The following is a 12795-nucleotide window of genomic DNA, read 5'->3' as shown; positions in this document are numbered from 1 at the left end:
CCGCGGTCACCGCGTGGGAGGTGTCGGCCGGGCCGACAGTCATCGGGGCCGGGCGTGGGCCTGCGGCGGGAGGGTGCGGCGGGAGGGTGGTGCTGTCGTCATCATCGACGTTCCTCTCAGGTTCGCCTTCGAACCGGTCGGAGTGGGACGCGAGGCGCGAGGACGCGCTTGCCCACTTCAGGTGTCACCGTACCGACTTTTGTTAACGGTAACAATGGCGGATTCCCGGGCGATGCCGCAGCGACGGCGGGTGTGAGCGCTCTCTCCCTGCGAGCACGAGGATCCGCGTGGACGGATCACCCTCGCCCGGCGGGGCTCGGACCGGATCCGCTCGAGACCGGCACTTGACACCGGCTCCGCGACCGGTCGATGGTTGTCCACGTCAACATGCAGGTCGTGATCAGCTTCCCATCCCACTCGGAGCGTCGGCGCTGACGCGTCCCGCGGCGGGACGACCGGATCACCATCCCGGTCGCTCCGGCGCATCCTCTGCCGTGCTCCGACCCCTTCGGACACGGCTCCTTCCTGCGACCCTCACCCGCGTCCCTTCGGGGACGCCGGATGTCTGTGAAAGGCACCCATGTCCCGGACAACGAAGTCCCACCCCTCCAAGCGCCTGATCGGAGCTCTGATCACGGCCGTCGTCGGAATCACGACGCTCGGCTTCAGCACGCCCGCCTCCGCAGCCACCGCCCCGGTCGGCCTCGGAGCGGCTCAGGAGATCCGCAACCAGCACAGCAGCATGTGCCTCGACGACTACGACTTCATCACTCAACCCGGCGCCGAGGTGCGCCAGTGGAGCTGCAGCGAGTCGAGCAATCAGCGCTGGCAGGTCACCGACCTGGGCACCGGCTACGCCGAGATCAAGAACACGTTCAGCAACCTCTGCCTCGACGACTTCGACTTCGGCACCACGCCCGGTGCGGAAGTGCGCCAGTGGAGCTGCAACGGCAGCACCGCGCAGCAGTGGCGGATCACCTCCGTCGGCGGGGGCTACGCCGAGATCGCCAACCGCCACAGCAACCTCTGCCTCGATGACAAGGACTTCGGCCAGCTCGACGGCTCCCCCGTCCAGCAGTGGACCTGCACCGGCTCCAAGGCGCAGCGCTGGGCCCTGACCGACCCGACCGTGCAGAAGATCACCTACACGCTGAACCGCTCGGCGACCCCGACCGCTGACGAGGCCGACGCCTACACCCGCATCACCGCCGCCATGGACCGCGCCGTGGCCCGCTACAACCGCCTCAACAACATCTCCCGCCACCTGACCGTCTCCTACAGCCCCGGCACGCCGACGGCCGACGCGAACATCTACGGTCAGATGCGCTTCGGCTCGAACCGCACCTACATGGTGGAGGGCACGGCGCTTCACGAGATGTCGCACACCGTGGGCGTGGGCACGTCGTCCGGCTTCACCTCCAACTGCCAGAACAACGGCTGGGTCTCCTCCCAGGCACTGCTGCGCACCTGGGACGGAGCGGGCGCGACCCTCAACTGCTCCGGGGTCCACTTCTACCCCTACGGCCTCAACTACAACACCGAGTTCAGCGAGCTGAACTTCGAGCGCCACACCAAGCTGGTGCAGTCCATGCTCAGTGACGGCATGTAGCCGTCACTCGAGGCACGCCCGAACGAGCACCCCGTCGCCCCTCGCGGGCGGCCGGTCCGGCGGGGAGGGGAACCAGAGCCCCCCTCCCCGCCGGCGCCGGATGCCCGGACGCCTCCATCCGGAGGCGCTGGGCAGCGGAGCGCTCGGGAGTCGAGGAGGGCCCCTCGACCGGGTGGTCGCAGCCGACGTGCCGGACGCCGCACCCTGGGGAGGGGGCGTCCGGCACGTCTTCCTCGTTTCCGCTCCGTCCGGTCCGCCGGACGCCACGGAGGCGCAGGACGGGCGGACTCTGCGGGCGCTAGCGGTTCTGCTCGAGGGTGGTCGGAGCGGTCCGATCCGTGTCCGGCGCCTCGGTGCCGACCGGTTCCGCCTCTCCGCTCGCCGCGGCCTCCCGCAGGTACTGCGCCGACATGACGCGGTAGGAGCGGGTGAGCATCGCCGCGCCGGCCGCGATGATCATGACGACTCCGCCGACCAGGAACACCAGAGCGATCCCCCGGCCGATGCCGTCGCCGAGCAGTCCGCCGAACGCCGAGCGCCCGGCCGGCGACTCCATGTACGGGATGATCGCGAACTCGGCGATCGGGGCGATGAGGAACGACGTGATCGGAGCGGCGGCCGACTCGAACGCCGCCGCGAAGCCGAAGACGCGCCCCTGGGTCTCGAAGGGGACGACCTTCTGGATCACCGTCTGCTCGGCGGCCTCGACCGCCGGGATCAGGGTCATGTAGATCCAGATGCCGCCGGCGTAGAGCCACCACCAGTCGCGGAGGGTGAAGACCGCGCCGATCAGGCCCATCGCCATCACGAGCAGCAGCATCGTCCGGATGGGGTTCCTCCCGAGCCCGAACCTCGCGACGAGCAGACCGCCGATGACGAAGCCGGTCGCCGTCACTCCGAGCACGACGCCCCACAGCTCGACCGGGAACAGCTCGAGGCCGTACGGGTCCATCAGCGCCATGTAGACGCCGCCGATCAGGTTGTTGAACGTCGAGAAGACGATGAGCGCGAACAGCCCGGTCGCCGCCCGCACCGCGGTGATGCTGCCGCGGAGATCGATCAGCGGCGCCCTCTCCCCCGTCGGCGCGGGCCGGTCCTCCGGGATGCGCAGGAAGAGGAGGTGCAGGAGCGCAGCGGCGGAGAGGCCGATCGCGATCACCAGCGTCCACCCCATGCCGAGCAGGCCGATGGCGAGCCCGCTGAAGACGCTCGTCACCACGAAGGCGAGGCCCTGGACCGTGCCGACGAGGCCGTTCGCGCGGGCGTGCCCCTCCACCGGGACCAGCAGGGTCACCGTCGTGGACAGGGCGATGTTGCGCATGTTCTCGATGACGGCGCCGAAGAGGATCGTGCCCGAGAACACCCAGAACCAGGGGGCGCGGAAGTCCAGGAGCGCCGCCTCGGGCAGCGCGAGGAAGAGACCGCCCGCGACGCCGAAGGACACGAGCGTGACCGCGCCGGCGAACACCATGACGCGGAACTTGCGGTGCCGGTCCACGATCGTGCCGAAGGCCATCGCGAAGACCGCGACGAGCAGCATGTAGGCGCCGCCGATGATCCCTGTCGCCAGGACGGAGCGCGTCTCGAGGTACACCCAGAACGTGAGCGCGAACCAGAGGAAGCTCGTCGTCACGTTCGCGACGGCGGTGTTGAGGAGGATCTGGTGGAAGTCGCGGAGCCTCGTCGAGGCGTCGACGGCGGCTCCGGGCACGGGGGCGGTCGAGGACACGGCTTCCCTCCGCTCGCGACGGCGCCGTCGGTCCCGCGGCGGGAGTCGAGGGTCGTCGCAGCCACTGTAGGACCGCGCCGTCGGCGAGTCGAGAGGGGCCGGGCGTCCGGCGGGGATGCGCTGCCGCCTCCCGCGCGGAACGAGGGCGCCGCCGCCCTCGCGACCCGGATCAGCGGGCCCCGGGGGCGGCGGCGCCGACGGGTCAGACGATGGCGGCGCGGAGGGCCGCGGCGGCCTCGCCGACGTCCGGGGCGCCGTAGATGGCCCCGCCCGCGACGGCCACGAGGGCGCCGGCGCGCTGCACCGACTCGATGGTGGCGGTGCTCACGCCGCCCGCGACCGAGAACGGCACGCCCGAGGACTCGCCGTCGCGCAGCAGGGTCTCGAAGGTGAAGCCCTCCTCCGCCTGCTCGTCCAGACCGGCGTGCATCTCGACGAACTCGGCGCCGAGGGCGACGACCTCGCGGGCGCGGGCGGCCTTGTCGGGCACGCCGATGAGGTCGACGACGACGCCCTTGCCGTGCTTCCTCCCGGCGGCGATCGCGCCGGCGATGGTGCTGTCGCCGGCGACGCCGAGGACCGTCACGAGGTCGGCGCCGGCCGCGAAGGCCATGTCGGCCTCGAGCTCGCCCGCGTCCATCGTCTTGAGGTCGGCGAAGACCGTCTTGTCGGGGTGCGCCTCCTTGATGGCGGTGATGGCGGAGAGGCCGGCGCTCTTGATGAGCGGGGTGCCCAGCTCGAGGATGTCGACGTGCGGGGCGGCGGCAGCGGCGAGCTCGAGGGCGGCGTCGGTGCTGAGGGTGTCCATGGCGAACTGGAGCTTCACGGGGTTCTTCTTCCTGTCGAGGTGGGGAGTCGGGTCATTCGAGGTTCGCGTGGCGCGGCCAGAGCTCGTCGGCGCTGTCGCCGCGGCGCTGCCAGAGCGCGTGGAACAGGGCGTCGCCGGTGAGCACGACGACCTGCTCGAAGAGCCCGCCGGAGTACTGCGCCGAGGCGGCCCCGGAGCGGTCGAGCTTGTCGGCGGCGGGCACGACCACCACGGCGGAGGCGAGCCCGGCCAGCGGGGAGTCGGCGGCGGTCGTGATCGCCGCGACCCGCGCTCCGGCGTCGACGGCGGCCTGCGCGGCGCGGACGATGCCCCCGGTGGTGCCGGAGCCGCTCGCGGTGAGCAGCACGTCGCCGCCGCGGATCGCCGGAGTCGTCACGTCGCCGACCACGTGCACCACGAGTCCGAGGTGCATGAGGCGCATGGCGGTCATCCGCAGGGCGAGGCCGGAGCGGCCGGCGCCGTGGACGAAGACGCGGTCGGCGCCGGCGAGCAGCTCGAGGACGGGCTCGAGGCGGTCGGTCGTCAGCGAGGAGGTCGCGGCGGACACCTCGGCGGCGATCACGGCGAGCGCCTCTGCGGGGTCGGTGGTGCGGTCGTCAGCGGGCATGGGTCCACAGTGCGCCCGGCGGCCGGATCCGCGCGCCACCTGATCGAGGAGGTCCGCCTACCCGATCGGGTGGGCGGTGCCGCTCGCGGGTAGGACGGGTAGGTTCGGGGGATGGATCCCGCCGAGTCCCCCGCCTCCCGCACCCTGCTGCAGCAGCACGCCCGCACGGTGGCCGAGCAGGCCGACCGGCACGCGGTGGCGCTGGAGTCGGTGCTCGCCGCCCTGCGCGCCGAGCGCCTCGACGACCGTGCGGCCCGCACCGTCGCGATCGACATCGCCGCGAACGCCCTGGTCGAGCTGCGCACCGCCTCGGACGAGCAGCGCAGCGCGATGCTGGAGCCCGTCGTGGGCGCGTTCGCGCGGCTCCGGAGCGACCTGCGCCCGCTCGTCCGCTTCGGCGACCTCGACGTGCAGTTCGTCGAGCCGCCCGCCACCGGGCGCGCCCTCCCCGGCGAAGTGGCGCACGCGGCCCGCGCGATCGTGCGGAGCGCCGTGCTGGCGTTCGTGGAGTCGGAGCAGACGCGCCGGGTGCGGATCCAGTGGGACTGCGACGGGCTCAACCTGCTCATCGAGATCCGCGACGACGGCCGGGGCGAGCTGACGACCCGCGACGACGCCCTGCGCCCGATCGCCGAGCGCGTGCGCGGGCTCGACGGGGAGCTCTCGGTCGCGTCGACCGCGGGCTGGGGGTCGACCCTGTCGATCCGCCTCCCCCTCGATCCGCCGGCGCAGCCCGACGGGCTCGACCTCGCCGAGCTCAGTGCGCGCGAGCGGGAGGTGCTGAACCTGATCACGCTCGGCGCCTCGAACCAGCAGATCGCGGACGACCTCGGCATCAGCGGCAACACGGTGAAGTTCCACGTGTCGAACCTGCTGCGCAAGGCCGGCGCCCGCACCCGGGCGGAGCTGGCGGCGCTGGCGCGCTGATCGATCCGGGTGCCCCGCCCGGCAGCACGGCCCTGACAGAGACCCCGGACGCACGGACGGGCCGCGGCGGCCGCCGAGGGTCTCCCCCTCCTGCGGCGCCGCGGCCCGTCCGGCCGATCAGCGCGCCCCGATCACTCGCTCCGGAGCAGCCCGAAGCGGAACCGGCCGGAGCCGTCGAGCGTGTCGTCGATGCCCGAGATCGTGGAGGAGGCGATGACGGTCTCCGTGCCCTCGAGGAGCGGCACGGTGATCGCCTTCTCCGCCGCGAGGCGCTGCGCCTCCTCGATCGCCGCGGTGCGCTCGTCGCCGGGGGCCAGGCTCCGCTCGCGCAGCACGACCTCGTTGTAGGCGTCGTCCTTCACGGCGGCGCCGAGGATGGAAGGGACCTCGTCGGTGCCGTAGAGCAGGTTCAGGTAGTTGTCCGAGTCCGGGTAGTCCGCGAACCAGCCCTGCTGGTAGAGCGGGTAGGAGGTCGACTTCTCCTTCACGTACTGCGTCCACTCCGTCGACTGCAAGTCGACCGTGAACAGCCCGCTGCGCTCGAGCTGGTTCTTGATGAGCGCGTACTCGTCCGAGGTGCTGGAGCCGTAGTGGTCGGTGTTGTACTGCAGCTTGAGGTCGACGGGACCGGTGATCCCGGCCGCCTGGAGCGCGGCGGCGGCCTCGTCCGCGCTGGGACCGCCGCTCCCGTCACCGAAGGCCTGCTCGTACGCCGGCGTCGATCCGGTCAGGGCGCTGGGGACGATCGAGTAGACCGGCGCGTAGGTGCCCTTGTAGACCTGGTCCGACAGCTCGTCGCGGTCGATCAGGTCGGCGACGGCGGTGCGGACGGCGAGCGCCTTGTCGGCGTCGGCCTCGGAGGTGGCGGAGCCGTAGGGCATGGTCTCGGGGTTGAAGACCAGGAAGCGCATCTCGGCACCGGGACCGGAGTGCACCGTCAGGCCCTCCTCGCCGCGGAGGTCCTCCGTGTCGGTCGCGTTCAGCGTGCGGTAGGCGACCGCGATCTCGCCGCGCTGGATGTCGAGCTTGAGGTTGCTCTCGTCCGCGTAGTAGCGGACGATCACGGACTCGTTGGCGGCGGCGCCGAGGAGGCCGTCGTAGGAGTCGTTGCGGGTGAGCTGCACGAGCGAGTTCAGCTTGTAGCTCGTGATGGAGTACTGCCCGCTGAAGGCGTCGCCGGCGACGATGTCGTCGTCGGTGGTGAGGGAGTCGGCCGAGAAGACGTCCTCGTCGACGATCGCGGCGGCGGGGCTGGTGAGGATCTGGGGCCAGAGGGCGTTGTCCGGGGTGGCCAGTGTGAAGACGACGGTGGAGTCGTCCTCCGCCTCGACCGAGACCATGTCCGAGAGCAGCGACGAGGGGCCGTTCGGAGCGGCGATCGCCACCTGGCGCTCGAAGGTGAAGACCACGTCCGAGGCGGTGAGCGGATTGCCGTTGGCGAAGGCGGCGTCCTCGCGCAGGGCGACGCGGTAGTGGGTCGGGTCGGTGAACTCGGCCGAGGCCGCGAGGTCCGGCACGGGATCCGTCGATCCGGGGGCGGAGGTCAGCAGCCAGGAGAAGACCTGGTTCTGCAGCGTCGCCGAGCCGAGGTCCCAGGAGCCGGCGGGATCCAGGGCGGTGACCTTGTCCGTGGTCCCCAGGAGGATCCCGGGGGGCGCCTGGGCGCCGGTGGTGCCCGGCGAGCAGGCGGTGAGGGCGACCGGCGTCGTGCCGTCGCGGTTCCGGCTACTCGAGCAGCTTGCCCGCGGTGGCGACCTCGCCGCTGATCAGCGCCTGGATCTCCTCCGGCACCGCGGGGATCTCCTCGCGCGTGATCCCCGTGGAGGGCGACCAGACGAGGTTCACCTGGAGGGCCGGGTCGATGTCCGGGTAGTCGCTGCGGTTGTGGCAGCCGCGGCTCTCCCGGCGCTCGAGCGCTGCCTCGAGGGTGGCCCGCGCGGCCATCGCGGCCGACTTGAGGTCGAAGGCGTGGGCGAGGTCCTGGAAGCCGGCGATGTCCGGGTGCACGCCGATGTCGGCGATGCGCGCCTCGATCGCGTCCAGCTCGGCGAGCCCGGCGAGCAGGCCCTCCTCGTCGCGGACGACTCCGGCGTGCTCGGTCATCGTGTTGCGGATCGCGCGCTGCAGGGCGCGGACGTTCTCGGTGCCGTCGGCCGCGAGCAGGCCGGCGATCTCGTCGCGGGCGACCTGGACGGACGCGGCCGAGCGCGTCTGGGCGGTCAGTGAGGCGGAGTACTCCGCCGCCGCCTGCCCGACGATGCGGCCGAACACCAGCAGCTCGATCAGCGAGTTGCCGCCGAGGCGGTTGGCGCCGTGCAGTCCACTGGAGGCCTCTCCGATCGCGTAGAGCCCGGGGACGTCGGTGCTGTGGTCGTCCGAGCGCACCCAGACCCCGCCCATCGAGTAGTGCGCCGTGGGCGCGATCTCGATCGGGTCCTTCGTGATGTCGAGCATCTGCAGCTCGAGCATCGTCTGGTACACCCGCGGCAGCCGGGTCATGATCGTCTCGCGCGGCAGGTGCGAGACGTCGAGCCAGACCCCGCCGTTCGGCGTGCCGCGACCCTCCTTGATCTCGGTGTAGCAGGCGAGGGCGACGCGGTCGCGGGTCGAGAGCTCGAGGCGCTCGGCGTCGTACTTGCCCATGAAGCGCTCGCCGAGGCCGTTGCGGAGGATGCCGCCCTCGCCGCGCGCGGCCTCGGAGATCAGCGTCCCGGCCGCGTTCTCGGGCTCGATGATGCCCGACGGGTGGAACTGGACGAGCTCGGGGTCGCGCAGGCGGCCGCCGGCCTCGACGGCCAGGCGGAACGAGTCGCCCGTGTTCTCGTCGCGGCGGGAGGAGGTGCGGCGCCAGATGCGGTTGTGCCCGCCCGCGGCGAGGATCACCGCATCCGCGTGGATCAGGTAGCGGGTGCCGTCGACGAGGTCGAAGCCGTAGGCGCCGAACACTGCTCCGTCCTCGTTGACGAGGATGCGCGTGACGTACACGGTGTCCAGGATCGGGATCTCGAGTTGGGCGGCCCGGTTGACGAGCGTGCGCTGGATCTCGAGGCCGGTGTAGTCGCCCGCGAAGGCGGTCCGGCGGTAGGTGTGCGCGCCGAAGAAGCGCTGCGAGATGCGGCCGTCGTCCTCGCGGGCGAACGGCATGCCGTAGCGCTCGAGGTCCTGGATGCCGCGGGCGGCGTTGGAGGTGACGATCTCGACCGTGTGCGGGTTGGCGAGCTGGTAGGACTCGGTGATGGTGTCGGCCGCGTGCTGCTGCCAGCTGTCGTCGGGGTCCATCGTGGCGAGGGCGGCGTTGATGCCGCCGGCGGCGAGGGAGGTGTGCGCGTCCGACTTCGAGCGCTTGCCGAGCGCGAGGACGTCGACGCCCGCCTCGGCGAGCTCGATCGCGGCGCGCAGGCCCGATCCGCCGGTGCCGATGACGAGGACGGAGGTGGAGATCCGACGCTCCGGTGCGGTGGTCTCTGAAGTGGTCATGCCTCCACGCTAGGCACGGCGCTTCGATTACTCCAATGCATAATGCTGGGCACGGCCATGCGCATAGGGTATGCATGTGGATCTCGAGCAGCTCATCGGATTCGTCGAGGTCGCCCGCCTCGGCAGCTTCACCCGCGCCGCCGAGGAGCTGCATCTCGCGCAGCCCTCGCTGAGCCGCCGGATCGCCGCGCTGGAGCAGGACCTCGGCTCCGAGCTCTTCCACCGGGCGCGCTCCGGCAGCACCCTCACACCGGCCGGGGAGCTGCTGCTGCCGCTCGCCCGGCGCATGCTCGCCGACGCCGGATCGGTGCGCCGCGAGCTGGCCGAGCTGGCCGGACTCGAGCGCGGCCGGGTGCGGTTCGGCGCGACGCCGACGCTCTGCATCAGCCTCGTCGCGGAGGTGCTGCACGCGTTCCACTCCGCGCATCCCGCCGTGGAGCTGCACCTCGCCGAGGACGGGTCGCGGAGCCTCTTCGACCGGCTGGCACGGGGCGAGCTCGACCTGGCGCTGGTGACGACCTCGACCGCGGCCGCTCCCGGCGCCTTCACGGTGACCCCGCTGCTCGTCGAGGAGCTCGTCGTGGTCTCCTCCGCCGCGGAGCCTCCCCTCGCCGCGACCGGCGCGCTCGATCTGGCGGCGGTCGCCCGCCTCCCGCAGATCGTCTTCAACTCCAGCTACGACCTGCGCCGCACGACCGACGCCGCGTTCGCCGCCGCGGGCCTGGAGCCGGACGTGGTGCTGGAGGGCGCCGAGATGGACGCGGTGCTGCGCTTCGCCGAGCGGGGCCTCGGCGTCGCGGTCGTCCCGGCGATGGTGCTGCAGGGGCGCCCGGGCCTGCGCTCGATCCGCATCGAGGAGCCGACGCTCGAGAAGCCCACGCTGACCCGGACGATCAGCCTCGCGCGCCCGGCGGACCTCGCGCCGACCGCCGCGGCGCGGGTCATGCAGCGCACCATCACGGCGACCGCCCGCGCCTTCGCCGCCCAGGCCGGCGGCACGATGCGCCTGGCCGACAGCCGCTGACCGAGCGGGGGTCTAGAGGCGCCGCTGCTCGACCAGCAGGACGGCGGACATGCTGATCGAGCAGCCCCGGAGGGCGTATCGAGATCCCCCCGCACGCGCAGGAGCGCCCCCGGCCCCGCAGGGCCGGGGGCGCTCCCCGGTGGTTCAGCCGTGCGCTACGAGCACGGGCGCGCCGCGTACGGAGCGCTCACCTCCGTCTCGACGGGGGCGCCGTTCATCGTGGCCGTGGCCTCGACGGTCACCGCACCGGCGGGCAGGTTCGCCTGACGGGTGGTGAAGGCGTGCGACACGGTCTTGCCGGGCGCCACCGAGGTGAACGACTTCGTGCCGGACGTCGACGTGAAGGTCACGCCGACGGGGACGTCGGAGCCGTTGCTCGCCTGGACGGTGACGATCGCCTTGCCCGCGATGCAGCGGGTCGCCGCGCTCGCCGTGATGTCGAGCGCCGGAGCCGCCTCGCCCTCGGTGAAGGCGAAGGTGTCGAGCTCGAACAGGTCGCCGGAGGGTCCGGAGTAGCTGAAGAACACGTCGTGCACTCCCGTCGCTCCGGTCAGCGCGGCGCTGACGTCGGTCCACTCACCGGTCGTCCCGTTCACCGCGACGGTGCCCGCGACGGGCCCGGTCTCGGAGTCGAGGCGGACGGTGATGGTGCCGCCGGCCTGCAGCGCCTTGGCCTTCGCGGTGAACGTCGCGGCTCCGGTGTCCCCGAAGTCGACGGCGGACAGCGCGGTCCAGTCGCCGTTGTCGAGGTCCTTCAGCACGAGGTTCTGCGTCGCGCCCGCGGCGGGGGTGCCGAGCGGCGCCGTGGCGATGCCCTTGCTCCAGCCGATGGTCTCGGCCGGGAAGGTGCGGTACGGATCGAAGTCCTTCACCTGGTCGACGCCCTTGTAGTCGCCGACCACCTGCTGCACCGTGCCGTCGGCGTTGAACTGCAGCTCCTGGATGTGCGGGCTGCGGTACCCCTGGGTGGTGTCGCCGTTGATCCGCTTGTTGAGCGTCGGCGCGTGGTAGGTGAAGTAGTACTTGCCGCCCAGCTCGAAGACCGACTGGTGGTTGTTGCCGCCGGTGCCGGCTCCGAAGAAGCGGCTCTGGTTCGGGAACATCACGCCGGCGTAGTTCTCCTTGGGCCAGGACATCGGGTCGTCCGAGATCATGTAGCCGATCTCGCCGCCGCCCGGGTAGCCGGGCTCGCGGGTCTGGTTGCCGCCGAAGTCGTTGCCGCCGAAGTGGGACGAGTACGAGAGGTAGTACTTGTCCTGGCGCTTGAACACCTGGGCCGCCTCGAACGCGACGGGCGCGTCCACGACGGCGGAGGTGCCCTGGGTCGAGATCATGTCGTCGCCGAGCTCGATCACGCGGATGTTCTTCGGGTTGTTGAAGCGCTCGGCCGCGGGGAGCGCGGTCGAGGCGGGTCCGCCTCCGAAGAACAGGTAGCCCTGGCCGTCGTCGTCGACGAGCGGTGCCGGGTCGAACTTCCACGCGACCGCCTCGGCGCCCGGGGTGGACGCGTTGATGAGCGTGGAGGTGCGCTGGCTGGTCCACGGGCCCACCGGCGAGTCGCCGGTGATCACGTTGCTGGAGCCGCCGCCGTTGGCGTAGTAGAGGAAGTACTTGTCGACGCCGTTCACGGTCTTCTTCGCCATGCCGGGAGCCCACGAGTTGCCGGTGTAGGGCGCGACTCCGGTGGAGCCGGCGACCTGGATCTCGCCGTGGTCGGTCCAGTTGACGAGGTCGTCCGAGGAGATCACGGTGATCTGGTTGATCTTGCCGTAGTCGATGCCCGCCGAGACGCCCGTGGCGGGGTTCGGAGCGTAGCCCTGGGTGTCGTTCGTCATGTACATGTACACGCGGCCGTTCTCGACGAAGCCGAAGCCGTCGGCGCCGAACTTCCAGCCCATGAGCGGGTTGTGGTCGCCCGGGATCTTGCCCACGACCTCGATGGTGCGCGAGGCGGGCGCGGGAGGCGCCGCTCCGACCAGCGAGACGTCGTCGAGCTTGTAGTCCATGAGGTGCGTCTCGGGCGCGGCCGACGGAGTCGCGGTCCACGGCGTCTCGAAGAAGAGGCGCGCGGTGGCGACGCTCTGCCCGGCGGGGATGGTGAACGATCCGTTGATCGTCGCCCACTGCCCCTTCGTGGCGGTGACGCTCGCGAGGTTCGTGTAGGTGCCTCCGCCGTAGTGCATGGTGGCGAAGAACTGCTTGGTCGCGGGGCTCGCGGCGTTCTCGTACTTGATCTGCGCCTTGACCTGGTAGGTCTGGCCGGCGACGACCTTGCCGCTGAGGTCCTGCATGGCGCCCGCGCCGGTGGTCGTGCGGCCGGTGACGAGCGCTGCGGCGGAGCCGGTGCGCGCGTCCGTGGTCGTCGCGATGGTGCCGGCGTCGGCGGCGTTGCCGTTGTTGACGAACCAGCTGCTGATGCCGCTCTCGAAGCCGCCGTTGACGATGAGCTCCGCCTCAGCGGCGGACGAGGTCTGGGCGGCGAAGGGTGCCACCAGGAGCGCGGTCAGCGCGGCCGTGGCCAGCAGCCTCAGCCGCAACCGCCCCTTCGGAGCGGCTTCTCGTTGTGGTGATCTCACGGATCCTCCTTGATCGT

General features: G+C 71.6%; 9 protein-coding genes. 3 read left to right on the top strand and 6 right to left on the bottom strand.

The genetic code is table 11. The features are described 5' to 3' along the window. The first annotated feature begins 580 nt into the window (after positions 1-580). On the top strand, positions 581-1609 hold the full coding sequence (locus C5D66_RS10295; RefSeq protein WP_104255520.1) for an RICIN domain-containing protein: 1029 nt from the start codon (positions 581-583) through the stop codon (positions 1607-1609). Between the two features lie 298 nt (positions 1610-1907). Here the strand turns inward: C5D66_RS10295 and C5D66_RS10290 are convergent, their stop codons facing one another. The 3 genes from C5D66_RS10290 to hxlB form a co-directional block, all read right to left on the bottom strand. Beyond that, on the bottom strand, positions 1908-3338 hold the full coding sequence (locus tag C5D66_RS10290) for an MFS transporter (RefSeq protein ID WP_104255519.1): 1431 nt from the start codon (positions 3336-3338) through the stop codon (positions 1908-1910). A gap of 202 nt (positions 3339-3540) precedes the next feature. Beyond that, positions 3541-4164, bottom strand: a complete 624-nt coding sequence (hxlA, locus tag C5D66_RS10285; RefSeq protein WP_104224387.1) for a 3-hexulose-6-phosphate synthase — start codon at positions 4162-4164, stop codon at positions 3541-3543. A gap of 34 nt (positions 4165-4198) precedes the next feature. Then, a complete protein-coding gene (hxlB, locus tag C5D66_RS10280; protein ID WP_104255518.1) occupies positions 4199-4774 on the bottom strand; it encodes a 6-phospho-3-hexuloisomerase in 576 nt (191 codons plus the stop codon). A 111-nt stretch (positions 4775-4885) separates the two neighbouring features. Here hxlB and C5D66_RS10275 point away from each other — a divergent pair, with 111 nt between their 5' ends. Further along, positions 4886-5701 carry a LuxR C-terminal-related transcriptional regulator gene (locus C5D66_RS10275; protein WP_104255517.1) on the top strand — a complete coding sequence of 272 codons (816 nt, stop codon included), beginning with the start codon at positions 4886-4888 and terminating at the stop codon, positions 5699-5701. Positions 5702-5832: 131 nt separating this feature from the next. On the opposite strand, the gene C5D66_RS10270 is transcribed toward C5D66_RS10275, so the two are convergent. Then, positions 5833-7218: an ABC transporter substrate-binding protein gene (locus tag C5D66_RS10270; protein ID WP_258063872.1), complete on the bottom strand. Its 1386-nt coding sequence runs from the start codon at positions 7216-7218 to the stop codon at positions 5833-5835. Between the two features lie 208 nt (positions 7219-7426). Further along, positions 7427-9178, bottom strand: coding sequence for an L-aspartate oxidase (locus C5D66_RS10265; RefSeq protein WP_104224384.1), 1752 nt, complete (start codon positions 9176-9178; stop codon positions 7427-7429). Positions 9179-9248: 70 nt separating this feature from the next. On the opposite strand from C5D66_RS10265, the gene C5D66_RS10260 reads away from it, so the two are divergent. After that, positions 9249-10202: a LysR family transcriptional regulator gene (locus C5D66_RS10260; protein WP_104255515.1), complete on the top strand. Its 954-nt coding sequence runs from the start codon at positions 9249-9251 to the stop codon at positions 10200-10202. A 155-nt stretch (positions 10203-10357) separates the two neighbouring features. On the opposite strand, the gene C5D66_RS10255 is transcribed toward C5D66_RS10260, so the two are convergent. Beyond that, positions 10358-12778, bottom strand: a complete 2421-nt coding sequence (locus tag C5D66_RS10255) for a family 43 glycosylhydrolase (protein WP_219814253.1) — start codon at positions 12776-12778, stop codon at positions 10358-10360. Positions 12779-12795 lie beyond the last annotated feature (17 nt).

It is taken from the genome of Rathayibacter sp. AY1B4 (assembly GCF_002932815.1).
Lineage (GTDB): Bacteria > Actinomycetota > Actinomycetes > Actinomycetales > Microbacteriaceae > Rathayibacter.
This window is presented reverse-complemented; position numbering and strand designations above follow the sequence as displayed.